General features: G+C 59.3%; 19 protein-coding genes and 1 pseudogene. 13 read left to right on the top strand and 7 right to left on the bottom strand.

The window, feature by feature from the left end; translation table 11 throughout:
- Positions 1-11: 11 nt before the first annotated feature.
- Entirely contained in the window at positions 12-1,115 is a 1,104-nt protein-coding gene (locus tag C9E91_RS12120; protein ID WP_107108509.1) for an ABC transporter substrate-binding protein, read from the bottom strand.
- A 188-nt stretch (positions 1,116-1,303) separates the two neighbouring features.
- Positions 1,304-2,176 carry a MurR/RpiR family transcriptional regulator gene (locus tag C9E91_RS12115; protein ID WP_107108508.1) on the bottom strand — a complete coding sequence of 291 codons (873 nt, stop codon included), beginning with the start codon at positions 2,174-2,176 and terminating at the stop codon, positions 1,304-1,306.
- 175 nt (positions 2,177-2,351) lie between these two features.
- On the opposite strand from C9E91_RS12115, the gene C9E91_RS12110 reads away from it, so the two are divergent.
- The 6 genes from C9E91_RS12110 (at position 2,352) to C9E91_RS12085 (ending at position 10,018) form a co-directional block, all read left to right on the top strand.
- Entirely contained in the window at positions 2,352-3,122 is a 771-nt protein-coding gene (locus C9E91_RS12110; protein WP_181316071.1) for an N-formylglutamate amidohydrolase, read from the top strand.
- A 130-nt stretch (positions 3,123-3,252) separates the two neighbouring features.
- Positions 3,253-4,824, top strand: coding sequence for an amino acid permease (locus C9E91_RS12105; RefSeq protein ID WP_107108506.1), 1,572 nt, complete (start codon positions 3,253-3,255; stop codon positions 4,822-4,824).
- Positions 4,825-4,973: 149 nt separating this feature from the next.
- Positions 4,974-6,344, top strand: coding sequence for a glutamine synthetase family protein (locus C9E91_RS12100; protein WP_107108505.1), 1,371 nt, complete (start codon positions 4,974-4,976; stop codon positions 6,342-6,344).
- A gap of 162 nt (positions 6,345-6,506) precedes the next feature.
- The gene (locus C9E91_RS12095) at positions 6,507-7,892 is read left to right on the top strand and encodes an aldehyde dehydrogenase family protein (protein WP_107108504.1); all 1,386 of its coding nucleotides are present in this window, start codon (positions 6,507-6,509) and stop codon (positions 7,890-7,892) included.
- On the top strand, positions 7,889-9,037 hold the full coding sequence (locus C9E91_RS12090; RefSeq protein WP_107108503.1) for an iron-containing alcohol dehydrogenase: 1,149 nt from the start codon (positions 7,889-7,891) through the stop codon (positions 9,035-9,037). The genes C9E91_RS12095 and C9E91_RS12090 overlap by 4 nt, the downstream gene beginning before the upstream one ends.
- Before the next feature lie 264 nt (positions 9,038-9,301).
- Entirely contained in the window at positions 9,302-10,018 is a 717-nt protein-coding gene (locus C9E91_RS12085; protein ID WP_107108502.1) for a ParA family protein, read from the top strand.
- 69 nt (positions 10,019-10,087) lie between these two features.
- Here the strand turns inward: C9E91_RS12085 and C9E91_RS12080 are convergent, their stop codons facing one another.
- Complete coding sequence (locus C9E91_RS12080; protein WP_107108501.1) at positions 10,088-11,560, bottom strand: L,D-transpeptidase; 1,473 nt, start codon at positions 11,558-11,560, stop codon at positions 10,088-10,090.
- Positions 11,561-11,789: 229 nt separating this feature from the next.
- Here C9E91_RS12080 and C9E91_RS12075 point away from each other — a divergent pair, with 229 nt between their 5' ends.
- The 3 genes from C9E91_RS12075 to C9E91_RS12065 all read left to right on the top strand — a co-directional run bounded on the left by C9E91_RS12075 (position 11,790) and on the right by C9E91_RS12065 (position 13,480).
- Positions 11,790-12,629 carry a DUF4432 family protein gene (locus C9E91_RS12075; RefSeq protein ID WP_107108500.1) on the top strand — a complete coding sequence of 280 codons (840 nt, stop codon included), beginning with the start codon at positions 11,790-11,792 and terminating at the stop codon, positions 12,627-12,629.
- A gap of 74 nt (positions 12,630-12,703) precedes the next feature.
- The gene (locus C9E91_RS12070) at positions 12,704-13,042 is read left to right on the top strand and encodes a protein tyrosine phosphatase family protein (protein WP_107108499.1); all 339 of its coding nucleotides are present in this window, start codon (positions 12,704-12,706) and stop codon (positions 13,040-13,042) included.
- Between the two features lie 93 nt (positions 13,043-13,135).
- On the top strand, positions 13,136-13,480 hold the full coding sequence (locus C9E91_RS12065) for a RidA family protein (RefSeq protein WP_107108498.1): 345 nt from the start codon (positions 13,136-13,138) through the stop codon (positions 13,478-13,480).
- 86 nt (positions 13,481-13,566) lie between these two features.
- Here the strand turns inward: C9E91_RS12065 and C9E91_RS12060 are convergent, their stop codons facing one another.
- The 4 genes and pseudogenes from C9E91_RS12060 to C9E91_RS12050 all read right to left on the bottom strand — a co-directional run bounded on the left by C9E91_RS12060 (position 13,567) and on the right by C9E91_RS12050 (position 17,629).
- Positions 13,567-15,225, bottom strand: a complete 1,659-nt coding sequence (locus tag C9E91_RS12060) for a thiamine pyrophosphate-binding protein (protein ID WP_107108497.1) — start codon at positions 15,223-15,225, stop codon at positions 13,567-13,569.
- A complete protein-coding gene (caiB, locus tag C9E91_RS12055; protein WP_107108496.1) occupies positions 15,222-16,427 on the bottom strand; it encodes a succinate--glutarate CoA-transferase in 1,206 nt (401 codons plus the stop codon). The genes C9E91_RS12060 and caiB overlap by 4 nt, the downstream gene beginning before the upstream one ends.
- Before the next feature lie 102 nt (positions 16,428-16,529).
- Positions 16,530-16,677 (bottom strand): annotated as a pseudogene (locus C9E91_RS20115) (EamA/RhaT family transporter); the annotation flags it as partial.
- A 19-nt stretch (positions 16,678-16,696) separates the two neighbouring features.
- On the bottom strand, positions 16,697-17,629 hold the full coding sequence (locus C9E91_RS12050) for an alpha/beta fold hydrolase (protein WP_107108495.1): 933 nt from the start codon (positions 17,627-17,629) through the stop codon (positions 16,697-16,699).
- Between the two features lie 168 nt (positions 17,630-17,797).
- Here C9E91_RS12050 and C9E91_RS12045 point away from each other — a divergent pair, with 168 nt between their 5' ends.
- The 4 genes from C9E91_RS12045 (at position 17,798) to metF (ending at position 22,446) form a co-directional block, all read left to right on the top strand.
- On the top strand, positions 17,798-18,547 hold the full coding sequence (locus C9E91_RS12045) for a ribonuclease T2 family protein (RefSeq protein WP_107108494.1): 750 nt from the start codon (positions 17,798-17,800) through the stop codon (positions 18,545-18,547).
- A gap of 126 nt (positions 18,548-18,673) precedes the next feature.
- A complete protein-coding gene (ettA, locus tag C9E91_RS12040) occupies positions 18,674-20,323 on the top strand; it encodes an energy-dependent translational throttle protein EttA (protein ID WP_107108493.1) in 1,650 nt (549 codons plus the stop codon).
- A gap of 193 nt (positions 20,324-20,516) precedes the next feature.
- Positions 20,517-21,542 (top strand): ArsR/SmtB family transcription factor, encoded by a 1,026-nt coding sequence (locus tag C9E91_RS12035; protein WP_107108492.1) that lies wholly within the window; start codon positions 20,517-20,519, stop codon positions 21,540-21,542.
- Between the two features lies 1 nt (position 21,543).
- Positions 21,544-22,446 carry a methylenetetrahydrofolate reductase [NAD(P)H] gene (gene metF / locus C9E91_RS12030; protein ID WP_107108491.1) on the top strand — a complete coding sequence of 301 codons (903 nt, stop codon included), beginning with the start codon at positions 21,544-21,546 and terminating at the stop codon, positions 22,444-22,446.
- Positions 22,447-22,627 lie beyond the last annotated feature (181 nt).

Below are 22,627 nucleotides of genomic sequence, written 5' to 3'. Positions count from 1 at the left end.
GTCAGGTCTGATTACTTTACGTTCGAACCGACGACCGAATCCCACTTGGTGGTGATGGCGGTCTTGCCAGCGGCCTGTTCGTCGAGCGTCGGGAAGACAGCCTTTTCATAGGCGGCAGCCGGCGGCAGCTTGTCGAGAAGTTCCTGCGGAACTTTCTTGTTCTTCGCCAGGTCGTTGAAGCGGATCGGGTGGCAATAGCCCTTCAGCCAGCCAATCTGACCTTCGTCGGAATAGAGGAACTCCATCCAGAGCTTGGCAGCGTTCGGATGCGGAGCAAAAGCCGAGATCGCCTGAACGTAAACGCCGGCGATGACGCCCGAAGCCGGAACCGTAACGTCAATCGGCGGGTTGCCGTTCAGGCTGTCGCGCCATGCGAGGCCGTTATAGTCCCAAGCGACGACGATCGGGGTTGCGCCCTGTGCGAGCGAAGCGGACTTGCCGATGACCGGAACGAAGTTGCCAGCCTTGTTCAGCTTTGCGAAGTAGTCGAGGCCAGCGGCACCGATCTTGGTGGCATCCTTTTCACCGGCAGCCAGGCCAGCGGCGTAAACGGCCTGAACGGCCTGGTTCGACGTGCGCGGGTCGCCAGCGAGCGAAACGGTGTTGGCGTAGTCCGACTTCTGCAGGTCAGCCCAGTCCTTCGGCGGGTTCTTCACAACGTCCTTGTTGGTGACGAAGGAGAGAACGCCGTAGTAGTCGCCGTACCAGAAACCGTCAGCATCCTTGGCGCTGTCCGGAATGGAATCCCAGGTGGAAACCTTGTAGGGCTGCAGCAGGCCTTCCTTCTTGGCGGTCGGGCCGAAGGAGAGACCAACGTCGATCACGTCGGGAGCCTGCGGGCCGGTGTTGCCCTTGTTGGCGCGAATGGCTTCAACTTCATCGCCCGACCCAGCGTCCGGGTTCAGTTCGTTGACATCGATGCCGTATTTCGCCTTGAAGGCAGCGATCAGATCGCCGTAACCGCACCAGTTGTGGGGCAGAGCGATGGTGGTAAGCGTGCCTTCCTTCTTGGCGGCGGCGATAAGGTCTGCGCTCGGTTCAGCAGCAGCAATGGCAGTCGAAGCTACGAGCATTGCAGTGGAGAGCGTCAGAAGACGATGAATTGTCGAGATCACTGGTATTCCTCCTTTTGGGTTTTCAGTGTCTGGCGTTGCTGTTAATGACGTTGCATGAAGGTTGTGTGACGGGTTCCAGTGGGTTGCGTCTCCTGAAAACACCGGGGATTTACTTTTATCCGCCGATGATGACAGGCTCTGTCTTGCTGGCCGATCCCCAGGTTGTGTTTTTATACTTTCCTTTCCTCCTAACCTAGTTTGCGGAACAGCCTTGTTTGTTCGAACAGGCCTTCAAGCGTTTTCATACGTTCACTCGTCTCGTCCCAGGTCGAGCTTTGTACGGCTTCGATCAGGGCTTCGATGATGAAGAGGGTGACGACGGAGGAATCCCAGGCGGAAGGCGCCTCGATTTGTACGCGGAATGTGTGTTTTGCGTATTTGACGGCGGGGCTCGCCCATTGGTCGGTGAAGACGATGATCTCGGCCCCGCGACGGCGCGCGGCGGCGGCAAGGCTGACCATTTCCTGCTCGTAGCGTCTGATATCGAAGATCACGAGCAGGTCGCCGGGATTCATGTTCAGAACATATTGCGGCCAGGAACTGGAATTGGAGGACAGCAAGGTCGTGTTCGGGCGGATGACCTGCATGTGGGTGAAGAAATATTCGGCAAGCGCGCCGGTGATGCGTCCACCAACGAAATAAAGCCCGCGCTTGGGCTCCGACAACAGCGTAGCCACGTTATCGAAAGTTGCCGCGTCGATGTCCGTCAGGGTCTGACGGAGATTGCCCATGATGGCGTCTGCAAAGCGATTGAGAATATGCGTACCGGGAGCATTGGACGCCCAGCGGTCATGCTTCGTAAGCGGATTCGAGATGGTCGCCTCGACCTCCTGATGGAGGCGCGACTGAAAGTCCGGATAGCCTTTGAAACCAAGTTTCTGCACCATGCGCGCCACGGTCGGCGTGGATACCCGCGCATTTTCGGCTACCGTCGTAATGCTGCCCAACCCCGAAACGGGATAGTTGTCGAGCAGGCTCTTGGCGAGCTGCTTCTCGGCGCGTGTCAGCGCTTCAAATTGGTCATTGATTACGTCCGAAACTGTTTTCGACGCATTGCTCACTCGATTTTGCTCCCCGGGCTGGTCTAATGCCAAGCTCCTGAAATGAATATAACTACGCTGTCACATTTCGAGTCAATGTCACAAATGAAGAAATAATTTCAGTTTCCAGTTGACAGCCGCCAAAACCTGAAGAATTCTTTTCTTATAAAGATTTTATTAAGAGGGTAGGGCGCATTTGATGCTTGCCGGGCAAGGCATTTTGACAAAAGCTGATGGCGATTGCGTCGCGGTCGAGCGACCGGATGGAAAAAGCGCGGTTTTGATCATTTGTGAACATGCCTCGCGCACGCTGCCCGAATATTTTGGCGATCTAGGCCTTTCGGCCGAAGCGCTTTCCAGCCATATCGCCTGGGATCCGGGTGCACTGGCAGTCGCCAGGAAGATGTCTGTCAGCCTCGATGCGACGCTGGTTTACCAACGCTTCTCGCGCCTGGTCTACGATTGCAATCGTCCGCCGGAAAGCGCGGGCGCGATGCCGGAAATCAGCGAGATCTACACGATCCCCGGCAACCAGCATCTGCAAGCCGCTGATCGGCAGGCACGCACCGAAGCGCTTTATGTGCCGTTCCATGACCGCATTCGCGCTCTCCTGAAAGAGCGGGCGGCGCGGGAGCAAAAAACCGTGATCGTCACGGTTCACAGTTTTACGCCTGTTTACAACGGCAAGCAGCGGGCAGTGGAGCTCGGCATTCTGCACGATGAAGACCGCTGGCTGGCGGATCGCATGCTTGATGGGGCGGCGGGGGCGCCGCTCTATCGTACTGAACGCAATCAGCCTTACGGACCGGAAGACGGCGTGACCCATACGCTCAAGCTGCATGGGCTCGCCAACGGTTTGCATAACGTTATGATCGAGGTCCGCAACGACCTCATCGGAGATGACGTCGGCCAAGGGGTCGTGGCCGACTATCTGACAGGGCTTATCCAGAGCAGTCTGGAAGCCTGAGCATAGAAAGAAAAGACCCCGGGGAGCAGTTCAACTGCAATCGGGCCGTATGGCAAAAAGCCAGCGGCGCAAGTGGCACATGGTGGCCCGCAATTCCGTGGGCGACCGGGTTTTAGGGGGAATGACATACATGTCTGATTACTCAGAGTTAGACAAGAAACAGGACGTGCATATTCTGCACTCCATGGGCTATGCCCAGGAGTTGGAACGGCGCATGAGTTCGTTCTCGAACTTTGCCGTATCCTTTTCCATCATTTGCATTCTTTCGGGCGGCATTAATTCGCTCGCCCAGGCAACTTCGGGCGCAGGCGGTGCCGCGATCGGCATCGGTTGGCCGGTCGGGTGCTTCATCTCTCTGGTCTTTGCCGTGGCGATGGCGCAGATCAGCTCGGCCTATCCGACTGCGGGCGGGCTCTATCACTGGGGATCGATCCTCGGTAACCGTTTTACGGGCTGGCTGACCGCTTGGTTCAACCTGCTCGGCTTGGTCACCGTTCTCGGCGCGATCAATGTCGGCACCTATTATTTTTTCATCGGCGCTTTCGGCGGCTACTTCGGCATGGTCGATACGACATTGATCCGTATCGTGTTCCTCGTGGTCATCACCGGCCTTCAGGCGCTGGTGAACCATATGGGTATCGGGTTGACGGCGAAGCTGACCGACTTCTCGGGCTATCTGATCTTCGCAACCTCGATCGCACTTGCGGCCGTATGCCTGATCGCCGCACCGTCCTATGATTTCGCGCGGCTGTTCACCTTCACGAACTATTCGGGCATAGCGACGATTGCCGCCGACGGATCGGCAACCGGCGCGCCGGTCTGGCCGCAGGTTTCCACCTTCTGGGTCTTCGCCCTCGGCCTCCTGCTGCCGATCTACACGATCACCGGCTATGACGCATCGGCGCACACCTCCGAAGAAACGGTCAAGGCAGCACATTCCGTTCCGCGCGGCATGGTAGCCTCCGTGCTTTGGTCGGCATTGTTCGGCTACATCATGCTGTGTGCATTCGTTCTGATGCTTCCGAACATGGACGATGCAGCAAAGCAGGGCTGGAACGTGTTCTTCTGGGCGATGGATGCTCAAGTGAATCCCATCGTCAAGGACATCCTCTATTTCCTGATCTTCATCAGCCAGTGGCTATGCGGCCTTGCAACGGTCACCTCGGTATCGCGTATGATCTTTGCGTTCTCGCGTGACGGCGGTCTGCCGGCATCGAAGGCACTCTCCAAGGTCAGCCCGAAACACCGCACGCCGGTTTCCGCGATCTGGACCGGCTCGATCCTTTCGGTGCTGTTCGTCTGGGGGTCGTCGCTGGTATCGATCGGCGATACGCCGGTTTACACCATCGTCGTGTCGTGCACCGTCATCTTCCTCTTCTTCTCCTTCGCGATCCCGATCACGCTCGGCCTCTTCGCTTGGGGCACGTCGAAGTGGGACAAGATGGGTCCGTGGAACCTCGGCGAGGGTCTGTTCAAGCTTTTTGCGGTGCTGAGCATCATCTCGATGATCGTGATTTTCGTTCTCGGCATTCAGCCGCCGAATGACTGGGCAGGCATCATCACCGTCGGCTTCCTTGTCCTGACCGCAATCGTTTGGTTCGGCTTCGAGAAGCGCCGCTTCAAGGGACCGCCGATCGGCGATGCGATCAGCAAGCGCAAGGCTGAAATAGCAGCGGCAGAAGCGGCCGTCGGCGAAGGCTAAGCACCGGAGCTGCATTTCTCACATGGCGGGGCCGCCTGCATGCGGCCCCTTCACCGGTACAAGCGAAAGGCACGGCGTCGAGTTGCTCGCAGCCATGAGGCCGCCGTTTGTTCTCCGACACCCCAATTCATTGTTCAGGCGGATCACTCATGAGCACTAGCTATACGTTCGACGACCTCAAGAAAGATGTGGCCGAAGGGCGCATCGATACGGTTCTGGCATGTCAAGTGGACATGCAGGGTCGCTTGATGGGCAAACGCTTCCAGGCGGAATTCTTCGTGGAAAGTGCCTGGAAGGAAACGCATAGCTGCAACTATCTCCAGGCGACCGACCTCGAGATGGAGACCGTCTCCGGCTACAAGTCGACGAGCTGGGAGAAGGGCTATGGCGACTATACGATGAAGCCCGATCTCGCCACGCTTCGCCGCATTCCCTGGCTCGAGGGCACGGCGCTGGTGCTTTGCGACGTGCTCGATCATCACACTCACGAAGAAGTGGCGCATTCGCCGCGTGCCATCCTCAAGAAGCAGATCAGGCGGCTTGAAGCGATGGGCATGAAGGCCTTCATGGCCTCCGAACTGGAATTCTTCCTGTTCGACCAGAGCTATGACAGTGCCCGCGAGTCCGGCTATCGCAACCTGCATCTCGCCAGTGGCTACAATGAGGACTACCACATCTTCCAGACCACCAAGGAAGAGGATGTGATGCGGGCGATCCGCAAGGGCTTGCAGGGCGCCGACATTCCGGTCGAGAATTCCAAGGGCGAGGCTTCGGCGGGACAGGAGGAAATCAACGTCCGTTATGCAGACGCGCTGACCATGGCGGACCGCCATACGATCATCAAAAACGGCTGCAAGGAGATCGCCTGGTCGAAGGGCAAGGCCATCACCTTCCTGGCGAAGTGGAACTACAATGCCGCCGGCAGCTCGTCGCATATCCACCAGTCGCTGTGGAGCGCCGACGGCAAGACGCCGCTGTTCTTCGACAAGGAACAAGAGCATGGCATGACGCCGCTGATGAAGCATTATGTCGCCGGCCTTTTGACGCATGCCAGCGAGATCACCTATTTCCTTGCGCCCTACATCAATTCCTACAAGCGTTTCGTGGCCGGCACCTTCGCGCCGACGAAGGCGATCTGGAGCACCGACAACCGCACGGCGGGCTATCGTCTCTGCGGTGCCGAAACCAAGGGAATCCGCATCGAATGCCGCGTCGGCGGCTCCGACCTCAATCCCTATCTCGCCTTTGCGGCGCTGATCGCCGCCGGTCTCGACGGCATCGAGAACAAGCTTGAACTGGAGGCGCCTTTCGTGGGAGACGCCTATGGTGCCCGCGAGGTTCGTGAAATTCCGCGCACGCTGCGAGACGCTGCGGTGGCGCTGAACCGCTCTGAGATGCTGCGCGCAGCCTTCGGCGACGATGTCATCGATCACTACACCCGCGCTGCCGAATGGGAGCAGGAAGAATATGATCGCCGCATCACCGACTGGGAGGTGGCGAGAGGATTCGAAAGAGCGTAAGCCTTGCTGTGTTTTTTGTTCCCTGCCTGATTTTCGTCGTCAGGCGCGGGCAAGGGAAGGTGGCTGCGGTAAATCGCTTCTTTCGGCGACGTAAGCTCTTGGGGTAGTCTCTCGGCCGTCAGCCGAGACTATATTCGTGACTATAGAAACAGGATTTCGATCATGACCATGATCACATGCGTGTCCCCGGTAAACGGGGAGGTTTATGCGGAGCGTCCGGCGCTGTCGCTGGATGCGGCCAAAGACGTGGTGGCCCGCGCCCGCAAGGCGCAGAAGGATTGGGCGCGCCGTCCGCTGGAAGAGCGCGTTCAGCTCGTATTGAAGGGGGCTGCGCGTCTCAACGAGATGGCTGATGTCGTCGTGCCGGAACTCGCATGGCAGATGGGTCGCCCGATCAAATACGGCGGCGAATATCGCGGCTTCAATGAGCGCTCAAATTATGTGGCCTCGATCGCAGCAGATGCGCTGTCGCCGATGGTGGTGGAAGACAGCGCGAATTTCGCACGTCGTATCGAGCGCGAACCGCATGGCGTCGTGTTCGTCATCGCGCCCTGGAACTATCCCTATATGACCGCGATCAACACGGTCGCTCCGGCGCTGATGGCCGGCAATACTGTCATTCTGAAACATGCCAGCCAGACGCTTCTGGTCGGCGAGCGGCTGGTTCAGGCCTTCGTCGAGGTCGGCGTTCCCGCTGACGTCTTCCAGAACGTCTATCTCGATCATGATACGACGTCGACTCTGATCGCGGCCGGCAGTTTCAACTTCGTCAACTTCACCGGCTCGGTCCAAGGCGGGCGATCGATCGAACGCGCTGCTGCAGGCACCTTCACCAACCTTGGCCTCGAACTTGGCGGCAAGGATCCGGGCTATGTCATGGAAGATGCCGATCTCGACGCTGCCGTCGATACGCTGATGGACGGCGCCACCTACAATTCCGGCCAATGCTGCTGCGGCATCGAGCGCATCTATGTGCATGAATCACTCTATGATGCCTTCGTCGAGAAGTCGGTTGCCTGGGTGTCGAACTACAAGCTCGGCAATCCGCTCGATCCGGAAACCACGCTTGGCCCGATGGCAAACAAGCGTTTTGCCAAGGTGGTGCGCGAGCAGATCGCCGATGCCGTCGCCAAGGGCGCCAAGGCGCTGGTCGATCCCAAGCTTTTCCCTGCCGATGACGGCGGCGCCTATCTCGCGCCGCAGATCCTCGTCGACGTCAATCACTCCATGGCCTTCATGCGCGAAGAAACCTTCGGCCCCGCCGTCGGTATCATGAAGGTGAAGAGCGATGCGGAAGCATTGGAACTGATGAACGACAGCCCTTATGGCCTGACGGCCTCGCTCTGGACCAAGGATGTCGAGCGTGCCTCGCGCATCGGCCGCGACATCGAAACCGGCACCGTCTTCATGAACCGCGCCGACTATCTCGATCCGGCATTGTGCTGGACCGGTGTCAAGGAAACGGGCCGTGGCGGCTCGCTCTCCGTGATCGGTTTTCACAACCTGACGCGCCCCAAATCCTACCATTTGAAGAAGGTAACAGCATGAGCAATATCTCAGCCAATTGGAGCTATCCCACCGCCGTCAAGCTCGGCCGCGGCCGGATCACGGAACTGGCGGATGCCTGCAAAAGCCTGGGGATCAAGAAGCCGCTTCTGATCACCGACCGCGGGCTTGCCTCGATGGCAATCACCAAGACGGCGCTGGATATTCTCGAAGATGCAGGCCTCGGTCGCGCCATCTTCGCCGATGTCGATCCAAACCCGAACGAGAAGAACCTCGAAGCTGGCGTGAAGGCCTTCAAGGATGGTGGCCATGATGGTGTCGTCGCCTTCGGCGGCGGCTCGGGCCTCGATCTTGGCAAATGCGTTGCCTTCATGGCCGGTCAGACGCGGCCTGTCTGGGATTTCGAGGATATCGGCGACTGGTGGACCCGTGCCAATGTCGAGGGCATCGCTCCGATCGTTGCCGTGCCGACGACTGCCGGCACGGGCTCCGAAGTCGGTCGCGCCAGCGTCATCACCAATTCCGCAACGCATGTGAAGAAGATCATCTTCCACCCGAAGTTCCTGCCGGGCGTCGTCATCGCCGATCCGGAGCTGACCGTCGGCATGCCGAAGATCATCACCGCCGGCACCGGCATGGATGCCTTCGCCCATTGCCTGGAAGCCTATTCCTCGCCCTTCTATCACCCGATGTCGGCCGGTATCGCGCTGGAAGGCATGCGGCTCGTCAAGGAATTCCTGCCGCGCGCCTATAGGGAAGGCACCGACCTCGAAGCCCGCGCCAACATGATGAGCGCCGCCGCCATGGGTGCCGTCGCCTTCCAGAAGGGCTTGGGCGCCATTCATGCGCTGTCGCACCCGATCGGCGCCGTTTACAACACGCATCACGGCATGACCAATGCCGTCGTCATGCCGGCCGTCCTGCGCTTCAACCGTAAGGCCATTGAAGACAAGATCGCTCGTGCCGCTGCCTATCTCGGCATCTCCGGCGGTTTCGACGGCTTCTATGACTATGTGCTGAAGCTGCGCGCCGAACTCGGCGTTCCCGAAAGCCTCTCGGCTATGGGCATTGCGCCCGATCGCATCGATGAGCTCTCGGCCATGGCGATCGAAGATCCGAGCGCCGGCGGCAATCCTGTGGCGATGACGCTGGAAAACACCAAGGCGCTGTTCAGCGACTGCTTCTAAGAATATTGCCTCAGCTTCCGATCGTGCCGCGAGATGATTGCGGCACGATTTTTTTATGCCGATCTCGCAGGTTGGCGATCGCAATCTTCGCCGGCAAATGGCGCAGCCGGTTGGGCTTCGTCGACGCGATATCTTAATGCCTGACAAGCGCCGTTAGGGCTTTGTTAACCATATCTCGAAACAATACGTTAACTGCACCGATGAGTCAGATGGTGCTGAAAAGAGCGATGTTCGTGCTCACCGCCATCTTGCCGGAGACCGACTATGCCAGTTATCACATTTGCAAATACGAAGGGTGGGGCGGGGAAGACGACGGCGGTTTTGCTGTTATCTACCGAACTGGCGCGACGCGGTTATCGCGTCACCATTCTCGACGCTGATCCGCAACATTGGATTTCGCACTGGTACGAAATTTCCGGCAGCCGTGTTCCCAATATCTCGGTCATCGATTTCGTGACCAGCGCATCCTTGCCCGTGCATCTTTCCGAAAACAGCGGGACGGACTATTTCATCCTCGATCTGCCCGGCGCTCGCACGCCGCTGCTGGCAACGGCGCTTGGTCTCTCCGATCATGTGCTCATTCCGATCCAGGGCTGTGCGATGGATGCGCGGGGCGGGGCCCAGGTGCTGGAGCTGCTGCAGTATCTGGAACAGAGAGCCGGCATTCGCATCAATCATTCCGTCGTGCTGACACGCGTCAATTCGATGGTGACGACCCGGGCGCTGCAGGTGGTGAAGGCGCTGCTGTCCGAGCGGAGTGTCACGGTTCTCGAGACGCCGATCATCGAACGCTCGGCTTTCCGTGATATCTTCGATTGCGGCGGCACGCTCTACACTATGGATCCGAACCGCGTCAGCAATCTCGACAAGGCCCAGGAAAATGCCCGCATCTTTGCCGAGGAAATGATACGGCTCCTGCCGGTGCGGCTGACGGCTTCGGCCCGCAACGCCGGCTTGGAAGCGATCCGCAACGCGGCCTAAGCGCTTCCCCAACAGAAAGGCCGCCGAATGAGCCATTCGGCGGCCTTTCTTATTTGCTCAAATGCGATTTTAATCGACGAATTCAACAACCACGCCGGGCTTGACCATTTTGGCGAGTTCGGTGGCATCCCAGTTGGTCAGGCGCACGCAGCCATGGCTCTGCGACTTGCCGATCTTCGACGGGTCAGGGGTGCCGTGAATGCCGTATGTCGGCTTGGAGAGCGCCATCCAGACAACGCCAACCGGACCGTTGGGGCCGGGCGGAATGTCGAGGATCTTGTCGTTGGCACCCTGCTTGAAGTTAATCTTCGGATTGTACGTATAGCCCGGATTGAAGGCGACACGCTCGACAGTGACGGTGCCGGACGGTGACGGCGTATCGGTCGAACCGATGCTGGCGGGATAGGCGGCAATCAGGGCGCCGCTGGCATCATAGGCGAAAACCTGCTTACGGCCTTTGTCGGCCAGAATCTTGGCGACGGCGCCGGTCTTGCCTGAGCCGGTGTTGACCACTTTGATTGTGCTGCCGGGGACCGTGAAGTCGACGCCGGGATTGAGCTCCTTCAGATAGCCCTCATCCATATGGAAGCGTTCGGCCAGCATTTCCGTGGTCGACGTGTAGCCGAGCGAGGGCATCAGCGCCTTTTCGGCATAGTCTTCAGGGATCGACGCGACATAGGGACCGGCGGCATCGGCGGGCGTGATCGTATAGTTGATGATCGGCATGCCGCCCGACAAACGCAGTTGTTCGAGGATCGAATCCGTGTCGTTCGGGTTCAGCGTCTGACCGGTCATCTGCTGGTAGGCGTAGATCGCCTTCGTGACATTGGCACCCATGCGGCCATCGATCGCGCCCGGCGAAATGCCCTGGCGGGAGAGGAAGACCTCAAGCGCCGTGATCTCCATCTTCGACTTGCCCTTCAGTGTGATGACGGGCTCGGCCGGCGGCTTGCGTTCGATGGCAGGTGCCTGCTGCTGTGGATCGATCGATGCGTAGTCGTTGCCGCTCGGATTCTGGGATTGGTCGTTCGCGTCCGGCAGCGGCTGGTTGTCTAGCGGCTGGCTCTGGATTTCGCCGTCGCGCGGAATGCCGCTGGTGATGACGCCGCGATCCTGCTGCTGGCCATAGCCATTGTCGACATAGCCGTCATTGTTCCCGTAATCGTCGCTGCGATACTGACGATAGTCGCGATAGCCGCCATTGTTGGAAAGAAGCTTCGTGTCGCCATAGCGGTTGCCGTCGCCGGAGCCGTCGTCGTTGGAGACGTCACGACGGGGCGCGCGGGGGTAATAAGTGCTGGCGCGCATCTCGGTGGCGACGACGTTGCCGTAGCGGTCGATCAACACGCGATGGCCGCGCCCGTCGCGGGCGACGGTCACGACGCCTTGTTCAGGATATTGATCGAGGATTCGCCCGTCAGGGGTCACTAGGACGACATCGTTCCCGCTGCGATAATATTGCGCCTGCGCATTGGTCAACGCGAGAGCAGATGTCGCGGCTGTCAGAGCCAGAGTAAGGCTGAATTTCAGGAACCGGTTCACTTCTGTCGAATCCTCGGGTGATGGCTGAGCCGACACACACATGGCAAATTTGACGCCAGTGTGGAATTTGAATGTATCATGCTGAATAAAAGATAAAAATTTGTGTGATCAAGGCGTCAAATTAACGTTCAATAAGACAAACCACCGCTAATTCTCGTCCTGTCTCATTTCGAAACGATTTTTGAGGGGGGACGGGCGATCGAAAGCCGACAAGGGAGGATTGCAGGAGATGATGGATTTTGCCGCAGCCAAGGGACCGAAACTAACGCTGGATGAAAGCTCTGTGCTGGACATCGGCGCCTGCATCGTCGACGGCAACAATCTCGCGCCGGGACGCGCCATTCCGGATGATGGTGACCCGCGCATCGATCATTCGCTGGAGGGCTTTCTCTTCACCTGCGGTCCGGATCATATCCGACATCCGGAACCCATGTCAGGCGCTTTCGAGGGCAAGCGCTATCCGCTGCACGGCTCGATCTCCTCACATCCCGCGAAGGTCCTGTGGACCCGGTTCGAGAATGGCAATGCGGAGTGCCGCGCCGATATCGACATCATCACCGCCGAACGCCGCGCGGCGCGGCTGGAGCGTCATTGGCGTATCGACGGCGCGACAGGCGAGGTTTCGCTTAACGACCGTGTCGTCAATACCAGCATTGAGGCGATGCCGGTGTTTCTGATGTATCATATGAATGTCGGCGGCAAATGGTTCGATGACGGCGTTCGCCTCTCCGGCCAGATGCTCGAGAATGGCGGTTTCCCCTGGACCTTCGGCGAGGAATTGGGCGGTCTTTTCTGCGCGCCGGCAACGGCGAAGGGCGAGGACTGGTCCGAAGTGTGTCTCGGGCCGATCGCTTCTATCGGCGGTAAATCGCTGCGGGTTCGGTTCGGCACGGATACGCTGCCGTTTATGCAGGTCTGGCGCAACCAACGCGCGCCGGCACATGTCCTCGGCATCGAGCCCGTTTCGCATCGTTTGACATCGCGCGGCGAGCTGGAGGAGGCCGGTGAATTCAATATTCTTCAGCCCGGGGAAGCCAGGAGTTTCGCACTCAACTTTGCCTTCGTCTGAAAGGCTTGAATCGGTTGACGCTCGCTCTATCGCGGCGTAGACCAAGGCCCTCGGTTTCACAGAGGAAATGAACCATGGATATCCGCCCGATCGATGACGAATACTCGGTTTCCGGCCAGATCACCCTGGAGGATCTCGATCAGATCAAGGCCATGGGTTTCAACTCGATCGTCTGCCATCGCCCTGATAATGAGAGCCCGAATCAGACGCCGTTTTCCGTCATCGAAGCCCGCGCCAAGGAGCTCGGTCTCGAAATCGCGCATGTGCCCGTTGGGCCGATGGGCGTGACCGAAGAGGCCGTGCAGGGCATGGTCGACGCGCTCGATGAATTCCCGCGGCCGATGCTCGGCTATTGCCGCTCCGGCGCACGCTCGACCGCGATCTATCAGAAGACGCACCATATTCGCGGCTGAGCGACCGCGACCAAATATGCGAGAGATTGAGGGCGTTGCCGATGGGCAGCGCCCGGTTTGTTACCCGTCACTGCACAACATCAGGAGAGAAGCATGAGCATCAAGCGTATCGACGTCGGAGCCCGCATGAGCGGCGCTGTCATCCACGGCAACACCGTCTACCTCGCCGGCCAGGTTGGTGAAGGCGAAAGCGTCACCGATCAGTGCAAGTCGGCACTGGCCGAAGTTGATCGTCTGCTCGCTGCAGCCGGCAGCAACAAGTCGAAGATCCTGCAGACGATCATCTATCTCTCCGACATCGCGTATTTCGCTGAAATGAACGCCGCCTGGGAAGCCTGGGTCGATCCGGCCAACACGCCGGCCCGCGCCACCAGCGAAGCCAAGCTCGCTGCCCCGAAGTATAAGGTCGAGTTCATCGTCACCGCCGCGATCGACTGATTTGAATTCGATGCGTTTCTGAAAAGCCGGTGAGCAGGAGCATATTGTCCGTCTCCAGTTTGAGAAGGGCCAATATGCTTCAGGGCTCACCGGCTTTTTGTTTGCGAAATCTCGGTCAAGGTACGGGACGGCGTAATCGCCTCGGGATCGAGCACAATTTCGATGATCGCCGGCTTGCCGCTGGCGCGTGCGCGTTCAAAGGCAGGGCCGAATTCTTCCGTCGTCTTTACCGTCTCGCCATGGCCGCCATAGGCACGGGCAAAGGCGGCGAAATCCGGATTGCTGAGCGTCGTTGCACTGACGCGGCCGGGATATTCTCGCTCCTGATGCATGCGGATAGTGCCGTACATGCCGTTGTTGATGACCAGTGCGATCAAGGGTAGGCGATATTGCACGGCGGTCGCGAATTCCTGTCCGTGCATCATGAAACAACCGTCGCCGGCAAAGCAGATCACCTCGCGCTCCGGAAAGAGCTGCTTGGCGGCAACCGCCGCCGGCAAGCCATAGCCCATCGAACCCGAGGCAGGGCCGGCCTGGGTGTTGAAGCGGCGAAAACGATGGAAGCGATGTAGCCAGGTGGCATAATTGCCGGCACCATTGGTGAAGATCGTATCAGGTGCTGTATTGGCCTCGATCCAGTCCATGATCCGGCCCATATGCAGGGCGCCCGGGCTCTTCTCCGGCGTCGTCGACCAGGCGAGATAAGCGGCATGCATGCGCGCCGTCCGCTCGGCCCAACGCGGTTCTGCCGGTGCTTCGAGATCGGCGAGTGCCGCCACGAAATCGGCGGGGCTGGCGCAGATTGCCAGATCGGGGCGATAGACGCGGCCGAGTTCGGACGGATCGGGATGGATGTGGACGAGCTGTTGTTGCGGGTAGGGGATGTCCATCAGCGTATAGCCGGAGGACGGCATTTCCGAGAAGCGGCCGCCGAGCAGGATCAGCAGATCGGCTTCCTTGACCTCTTTTGCCAATGCTGGATTGATGCCAATACCGACATCGCCGGCGTAATTCGGGTGCAGATGATCGAACAGCATCTGCCGGCGGAAAGAGCAGCCGACCGGGAGCTTGAAGCTTTCGGCGAAGTGTCTGATGTCAGCGACCGCATCCTCATCCCAGCGTGTGCCGCCGAGGATGACCATTGGTCGTTCGGCGGCGATCAGACGAAGATAGAGATCGTCGATCTGGCTGCGGCTCGGATGGGCCGCCACCGGCATGTAGCGCTTGGCATGCGGAGCTTCCACCTCATCGCGCAGCATGTCTTCGGGCAGGGTCAGCACGACTGGGCCGGGCCGGCCTGATGTGGCCACGGTGAAGGCGCGGGTGACGAATTCCGGAATGCGGGCGGCATCGTCGATCTCGCCGACCCATTTGGCGAATTCGGTGAAGGCGCGGCGGAATTCCACCTCCTGGAAGGCTTCGCGTTCGCGGGCGTCGCGCTGCACCTGGCCGATGAAGAGGATCATCGGGATTGAATCCTGCCGGGCAATATGCAGGCCGGCCGAGGCATTGGTCGCACCCGGACCGCGGGTGACCATGCAGATGCCGGGCTCACCCGTCAGCCGGCCCCAGGCATCCGCCATCATCGCCGCACCACCCTCCTGGCGGCAGACGAGCACGTCGATATCGCTGTCATGCAGCGCATCGAGCACGGCAAGAAAGCTTTCGCCGGGAACGCAGGAGATGCGCTGAACGCCGTTTGCCTTCAGGGCTTCGACGATAAGCTGGCCGCCGGTGCGCTTCATGGTTTTGCCTTTCCTTCCTCCAGTTCCGCCAATTCGGCGAGAACCTCCTCCTGATGCTCCCCAAGACGCGGGCTAGGCCGCGTATACGTCAGCGGCGTTTCCGACAGGACGACCGGTGTCCGCACGCTCGGAATGACGGTGCCGGCGGCATCCTCGAGATCGATCCGTAGGCCTCGAGCCTGGATCTGCGGGTCGGCAAACATGTCTTCGATCGTGTTGATGGCGCCGGCCGGCACGGCATTGTCCTCGCAGGCCTTCAGCAGGTCCGCCTTTTTCCAGGAAAGCGTTTTCGCCGAGATGAAAGCGCGGACGTCATGGCGATGGGCAACGCGGGCTTTGTTGGTAGCATAGCGCTCATCGTCCGCATGTGCCGCGATGCCGAGAATTGCGCAGAGACGGCGAAACTGTCCGTCATTGCCGACGGCAAGGATCAGGTAGCCGTCCGCTGTTGGGACGACCTCATAGGGCGAGATATTGGGATGAGCGTTTCCGAGGCGTGTGGGAGCCTTGCCCGAAATCAGATAGTTCATGTTTTGATTGGCGAGCACGGCGGATTGCACGTCGAGCAACGCCATATCGACAAGCTGGCCTTCGCCGGTCTTCAGCGCGTGGATCAGGGCCGCTTCTATCGCAGAGACGGCGTAGATGCCGGTGAAGATATCCGCGATCGCGACCCCTGCTTTCATCGGCTGGCCATCCGGCTCGCCGGTGATCGACATGAAGCCAGACATCCCCTGGACGATATAGTCATAACCTGCGAGGCCGGCATAGGGACCGGTCTGGCCGAAGCCGGTGATCGAACAATAAACCAGTTTGGGATTGATCTTCCTCAGGCTCTCGTAGTCGAGCCCATATTTGACCAGGCCGCCCAGCTTGAAATTCTCGATCAGCACATCGGCGGTCATGACCAGCCGCCGAACAAGGGCCTGGCCCTCTTCCGTCTTGAGATCGGCGACAACAGACCGTTTGCCGCGGTTGGCGGAGTGATAATAGGCGGCCGAAAGGTTTTCCCCATCCTTGCCCTCGACGAAAGGCGGACCCCATTGGCGCGTATCGTCGCCTCCCTCCGGGTTCTCGACCTTGATGACGTCGGCGCCGAGATCGGCCAGCATCTGCCCCGCCCAGGGGCCGGCGAGAACGCGGGCCAGCTCGATGACGCGAATGCCGGAAAGGGGCGGTTTCTTGGTCCTATGATCGGTCATGTCGGTCCAGATAGGCGGCTAGAGCGCGAAAGTGCTCTCAGATGTATCGGATACGGGCTTGGAATCAAAGCGCGCTCGCGCCAGAGAATATAAAAGCGGCGGGACCTCCGCTGGCGGAATGGTGATTGCGGCAAGCTTCGAGAAGATGTCGATGATCGGTGACAGGACGACCGACAGGAACATCATCAACAGGCCGAATGTCAGCTCCGATTGATGCAAACGGGGCAGGGGAACTGTCGGTGGCACTCATTCGAACATTCCTATGGGAATCAGGCTTTTGCGGTCACCTGTTGACACCAGTTCGCAAAATCCGAAATGGCGGCGGCTGCGCCGATTTCGTTCAGAGTCTCATGCCGCATGTCCTGATAGATAGTCGTGGTGATATGCGAGAATCCGGCTCTTTTCAAATGGTTTGACAGCCATGAAATCGCCTTTCCATTGTTCGTCGCGGGGTCATGCCCGCCGCCGATGAGATGGATCGGCATGTCGCGCCGAAGCCGATCGAGGTGGTCCTTTTGCGGTGCACGGAAGGTCAGTTCGAAAATATCCAGCCATAGCGAGACCGAGGCATCGAAGCCGCAGAGCGGGTCGGCAATGTACTTATCCACCTCTTCCGGAATACGTGACAGCCAGTCGAATTCGGTACGGCGATTGGCGACAGATTGGCCCCAGGCGCCGAAGGTCAACTTCGGCAACAGTCCACTAGGGACATCGGAACCTTTTAGCATGCGTTCCGCCTTCAGGATGACCTGGGCCGCGCGCCCGGCAAGCCCGGCATTGAAATTCGAGTTCCAAACGGTGACGGCGTCGAATTTATCGGGATGCGTCACCGCCGCGTTGAGGCTGATCAACCCACCCATGGAGTGGCCGAAGAGGATGACTGGCAGGCCGGGATGGGCGGCGGCGGCAAGCTCGCGCATCGCCAGCACATCGGCAATGACTGCATCGACGCCGTTGCGCCTTGCGAAGCGGCCGAGTGGCGCGTCGGCAGCCGTTGTCTCGCCGTGTCCGCGATGATCGTGAGCGTAGACGTGAAAGCGGTGCGCCGCCATTGCTCCAGCGAAGCGTTCATAGCGACGGGAATGTTCGGCAAGGCCGTGGCTGATGAGAAGCACGCCACGCGCGCTGCCCTCGGCCGGCACATGATGATAGGCGAGCGTCGCACTCGTCGGACTATTCAGACGCCTCTTTTCGGCAAACATGATGCGCGTTTCCTCCCCATGCGGACGAAAGGTCATAGCTACCACGATTGCAATGCGCGGCGAGTGAAGCTCACAGAAATAAATCTTCGTGGCTTTGCGATTCAGGGTTGCGTGCCGCCGATCAAACTGCTTATTTGTTCTCATATTGTTCTGTTTTGGAGGTATGAAATGAGGCCTTGGCTTCAAGGGTTTGCAGTTGCTGTTCTGACGGCGGTGGTGATGGCGACGAGTGCCGTGGCCGAGGAAAATAGCCATGGGCGGACGCGATTTATTCTGGCGGCAAGTTGGGAACCTGCGTTCTGTGCGACGAACCAAAAGAAGGCAGAATGCCGAAATCAATCATCGAATAATTTCGACGCCAAGAACTTTTCGCTCCACGGTCTCTGGCCGATGCGGCAGGAATATTGCGATGTTTCCGATGATCTGAAGCAGTCCGATCGCAGCAGCGATTGGAAAGACCTGCCGGCTGTTCAACTTTCGGCAGAAACCAAGGCATCGCTGGATAAAGTCATGCCCGGCACGCAATCCGGTCTGGAGCGGCATGAGTGGATCAAGCACGGCAGTTGCACCAAGCTCAGCGCCGATGATTATTTCGGGACTGCGGTGGGCCTAATCAACGAACTCAATGCTTCCGCCGTGCGCGATCTTTTCGCGCAGAATATCGGCAAGACGCTCAGTGCAGACGCCATCAAGGCGGCTTTCGACAAGAGCTTTGGCGCGGGTGCCAGCGATCGTGTGAAGATGAGCTGCCGCCAGGTCGGCAAGGTGCGCGTGATCTCGGAACTGACGATCGGCCTCTCGGAAGACGCCATCCAGCCATCGCCAGACGGCGAGCCGCGGCTTGAGCAACTGATCCAGAGCGCCGGCAGAACATCGTTCGGCTGCGATCAAGGCGTGGTGGACGCGGCAGGTTTCTGACATCCAGCAAGTGGCTCGACGCGGATAAATGCCCTCGGACAAGGTTTCGCCGTTGCCCGAGGGCGGGGTTTCGCCTACATAGCGGCACAATTCGCAATGTTATCCGCCCGTGGAGTAACCCAAGCTATGGCACGTCAGTTCATCTATCATATGGCCGGTCTGAATAAGGCCTATGGCGCCAAGAAGATTCTCGAAAATATTCATCTCTCTTTTTATCCCGACGCCAAGATCGGTATTCTCGGCCCGAACGGTGCCGGTAAGTCGACCGTGCTGCGCATCATGGCCGGCCTCGACAAGGAATATACCGGCGAAGCCTGGTTGGCCGAAGGCGCCACCATCGGCTACCTGGCGCAGGAGCCTCAGCTCGATCCCAACAAGACGGTGTTCGAAAACGTCATGGAAGGCGTTGCCAAGAAAACCGAAATCCTCAATCGCTACAACGAATTGATGATGAACTATTCCGACGAGACGGCGGACGAGGGCGCCAGGCTCCAGGACATCATCGACAGCCAGAATCTCTGGGATCTGGAAAGCCAGGTCGAGATGGCGATGGAAGCATTGTGCTGCCCGCCGCGCGATGCCGAAGTCACCAGCCTTTCCGGCGGTGAGCGCCGCCGTATCGCGCTTTGCCGCCTGCTTCTCTCGCAGCCGGACCTGCTGCTGCTCGACGAACCGACCAACCATCTCGACGCCGAGACCATCGCCTGGCTGGAAAAGCACCTGCGCGACTATCCGGGTGCCGTGATGATGATCACCCACGACCGCTACTTCCTCGACAATGTTACCGGCTGGATTCTCGAACTCGACCGCGGCCGTGGCATTCCTTACGAAGGCAACTACTCCGCCTATCTGCAGGCCAAGGCCAAGCGCATGCTGCAGGAAGCCCGCGAAGAAGCCGGCCGCCAGAAGGCGATCAGCCGCGAACAGGAATGGATTGCCTCCAGCCCCAAGGCCCGTCAGGCCAAGTCCAAGGCGCGTATCAACGCTTACGAACAACTGGTCGATGCTGCTGAAAATCAGCGTCCCGGTGATGCGCAGATCATCATTCCGGTCAGCGAGCGTCTTGGCCAGGTGGTGATCGAGATGGAGGGCATCACCAAGGGCTTCGAAGGCCGCACGCTGGTCAACGATCTGTCGATCAAGCTGCCGCCGGGCGGCATCGTCGGCATCATCGGCCCGAACGGCGCCGGCAAGACCACCCTGTTCAAGATGATCACCGGGCGGGAAAAGCCGGATTCCGGCTCGATCCGCATCGGCGAGACGGTGCATCTCAGCTATGTCGACCAGAGCCGCGACGCGCTTGACGGCAACAAGACCGTATGGGAGGAAATCTCCGGCGGCGCCGAAATCATCAAGCTCGGCAAGTTCGACATGAACTCGCGCGCCTATTGCGGCGCCTTCAACTTCAAGGGCGGCGACCAGCAGCAGAAGGTCGGCAATCTCTCCGGCGGTCAGCGCAACCGCGTTCACCTGGCCAAGATGCTGAAGGCTGGCGGCAACGTGCTTCTGCTCGACGAACCGACCAACGACCTCGATACGGAAACGCTGGGGGCGCTGGAAAGCGCGCTCGAAAACTTCGCCGGCTGCGCCATCATCATCAGCCATGATCGCATGTTCCTCGACCGTCTGGCCACGCATATCCTGGCCTTTGAAGGCGAAGGCCATGTCGAATGGTTCGAAGGCAATTTCGAAGATTACGAGCAGGACAAGATCCGCCGCCTCGGCCCCGATGCTCTCAATCCGGGCAGCCAGGCGCACAAGCGCCTGACACGATAAGTTTGCTGTCTTTCCGTCATGGAAAACCCCGGCATGTCCGGGGTTTTTCTTTGCCGTAGGGCAGGAGGCACATATTCCCTAGCCGACAAAAACTAACAGATTTCCGACGTCGAGTTCGCTTAATCCGCAATTGGGTCTTGCGGAGCGCATCCAAATCACATAAAGATATCTTTATATCTTGATTGGGTGTCGAATGACGGATTTCGTAAAATTCGGTTTGGATGATCTGGTGGACGTGCTGAAGGCGGCAGGCGAGCCGACGCGGTTGCGTCTGCTGGCGCTTCTTGCTGCTGGCGATCTCACCGTCACCGATCTTACCGAAATTCTCGGCCAATCGCAGCCGCGTATTTCGCGCCACCTGAAGTTGCTCGGCGAGGCCGGCCTCATCGACCGCTATCAGGAGGGCGCCTGGGCCTATTTCCGCTTGAAGCAGGAGGGCAAGGCGGTCGTTCTCGTGCGCACGCTTCTCCGGCATGCGGCTGAAAGCGATCCGGTGTTGCTGCGTGATGGCGAGCGGCTTTCTGCCGTCAAGCGTATCCGCGCGGAACGGGCACAGGCCTATTTCAGCCGCAATGCCGCGGAGTGGGATGAACTGCGCCGCCTGCATGTGGCCGATGAGGATGTCGACAAGGCCTTGATGGAGTTGATCGGTCCGCAGCAGATCGACTCTTTCCTGGATCTCGGCACTGGTACGGGCCGGATGCTGCAATTGCTGGCGGGTCACTATCGCCGCGCGGTCGGCATCGATGCGAGCCGCGACATGCTGGCCGTCGCGCGCGCCAATCTCGATCGATCGAACATTACTGCCGCTTCGGTGCGGCATGGCGACATTTTCAACCTGCCGCTCGAAGCGCAGGATTTCGATCTGATCACCATCCATCAGGTACTGCATTTTCTGGATCAGCCGGAGATTGCCATCAACGAGGCGGCGCGAATGCTGAGGCCCGGCGGCAGGCTGGTGATCATCGATCTCGCCCCGCACGGGCTGGAATATCTACGCGACGAACATGCGCATCTGAGACTCGGTTTCTCGCATCAGGCCATATCGGAATGGTTGAAATTGGCGGGACTTGATGTCGAGCAGGTGCTGGACCTTCATTCGGGGAGGGAAGGCGGTCAAGCGCTCACGGTCACGATCTGGCTGGCGCGCGACCCGCGGCTGCTGATCGCCGCCGGGCAGGATCGTCAATCCTCCCCCATTCTCGCCGGGAGAGCTTGATATGTCTTCAAAGACTGAAAACGGCCAGCGTGGCATCCGTATTTCCTTCGAATTCTTCCCGCCGAAATCGGAGGAAGCCGAGACGCAACTTTGGAATACGGTGGCCGACCTGAGCGAGTGGGAGCCGGATTTCGTCTCGGTCACCTATGGCGCCGGCGGTTCGACCAAAGCTCCGACATTGTCTGCCGTGCGCCGGATGATCCACGAGACGCCGTTCACGACCGCTTCGCATCTGACATGCGTAGGCGCAACGCGCGAGGATACGCACCGGGTTATCGACGATTTGCTCTCGACCGGCGTCCGCCGTTTCGTAGCGCTGCGCGGTGATCCGCCGGGCGGCGTCGGCGCCGCTTACCAGCCGCATCCCGGCGGCTATGCCAATGCGGCCGAACTGGTGTCGGCTTTGCGCGAGCGTGGCGATTTCGATATTTCCGTTTCCGCCTATCCGGAAAAACATCCGGAGAGCCGCGATACCGCAGCCGATATCGATATGCTGAAGCGCAAAGCGGACAATGGCGCTAACAGGGCGCTCACCCAGTTCTTCTTCGATAATGACGCCTTTGAACGCTATCATGACCGTGTGCGTGCTGCCGGCATCAAGATTCCGGTCGTCCCGGGTATCATGCCGATCCAGAATCTGACGCAGTTGAAGCGGTTTGCCGGCGCCTGCGGCACCCTCATCCCTTCCTGGTTGGACGAACGTTTCGACGGCCTCGACGAGGATGCCGATAAACGCGCCGATGTCGCTGCAGATGTCGCCGCGGAGCAGATCGAAGACCTGGTTCGTCGCGGCATCCATGAGTTTCATCTCTATACGATGAACCGCTCTCCGCTCGTCAGCGCCGTTCTCGACCGATTGGGCATTCCGCGCAAGACGGATGCGCGCGCCGGCGCCGCTGCCTGACGGGATTTGGCCGGGTGATATCTGGGAAGCGGGCATGAAAAAGCGCATGTCGGTCGCGACATGCGCTTTTTAAATGGACTAAGTGTTTTGTTAGCTTTCAGGAGTTCGGTTTCCTGCACTGTTCGCTATGTCGTCAGATGAAAAGCATCGTCACAACGAATAGGAATGCTGCACTGACCAC

The sequence above is a fragment of the Rhizobium sp. SEMIA4064 genome (assembly GCF_003025035.1).
Taxonomy (GTDB): Bacteria; Pseudomonadota; Alphaproteobacteria; order Rhizobiales; family Rhizobiaceae; genus Rhizobium; species Rhizobium paranaense.
Note: the sequence above shows the minus strand (reverse complement) of the source record. Positions and strands in the feature narration are given on the sequence as shown.

Coding starts and splice junctions, on each gene's coding strand:
- C9E91_RS12105 (WP_107108506.1), top strand. CDS start 3,253: ATGTCTGATTACTCAGAGTTAGACAAGAAACAGGACGTGCATATTCTG.
- C9E91_RS12100 (WP_107108505.1), top strand. CDS start 4,974: ATGAGCACTAGCTATACGTTCGACGACCTCAAGAAAGATGTGGCCGAA.
- C9E91_RS12095 (WP_107108504.1), top strand. CDS start 6,507: ATGACCATGATCACATGCGTGTCCCCGGTAAACGGGGAGGTTTATGCG.
- C9E91_RS12090 (WP_107108503.1), top strand. CDS start 7,889: ATGAGCAATATCTCAGCCAATTGGAGCTATCCCACCGCCGTCAAGCTC.
- C9E91_RS12085 (WP_107108502.1), top strand. CDS start 9,302: ATGCCAGTTATCACATTTGCAAATACGAAGGGTGGGGCGGGGAAGACG.
- C9E91_RS12075 (WP_107108500.1), top strand. CDS start 11,790: ATGATGGATTTTGCCGCAGCCAAGGGACCGAAACTAACGCTGGATGAA.
- C9E91_RS12070 (WP_107108499.1), top strand. CDS start 12,704: ATGGATATCCGCCCGATCGATGACGAATACTCGGTTTCCGGCCAGATC.
- C9E91_RS12065 (WP_107108498.1), top strand. CDS start 13,136: ATGAGCATCAAGCGTATCGACGTCGGAGCCCGCATGAGCGGCGCTGTC.
- C9E91_RS12060 (WP_107108497.1), bottom strand. CDS start 15,225: ATGAAGCGCACCGGCGGCCAGCTTATCGTCGAAGCCCTGAAGGCAAAC.
- caiB (WP_107108496.1), bottom strand. CDS start 16,427: ATGACCGATCATAGGACCAAGAAACCGCCCCTTTCCGGCATTCGCGTC.
- C9E91_RS12050 (WP_107108495.1), bottom strand. CDS start 17,629: ATGTTTGCCGAAAAGAGGCGTCTGAATAGTCCGACGAGTGCGACGCTC.
- C9E91_RS12045 (WP_107108494.1), top strand. CDS start 17,798: ATGAGGCCTTGGCTTCAAGGGTTTGCAGTTGCTGTTCTGACGGCGGTG.
- ettA (WP_107108493.1), top strand. CDS start 18,674: ATGGCACGTCAGTTCATCTATCATATGGCCGGTCTGAATAAGGCCTAT.
- C9E91_RS12035 (WP_107108492.1), top strand. CDS start 20,517: ATGACGGATTTCGTAAAATTCGGTTTGGATGATCTGGTGGACGTGCTG.
- metF (WP_107108491.1), top strand. CDS start 21,544: ATGTCTTCAAAGACTGAAAACGGCCAGCGTGGCATCCGTATTTCCTTC.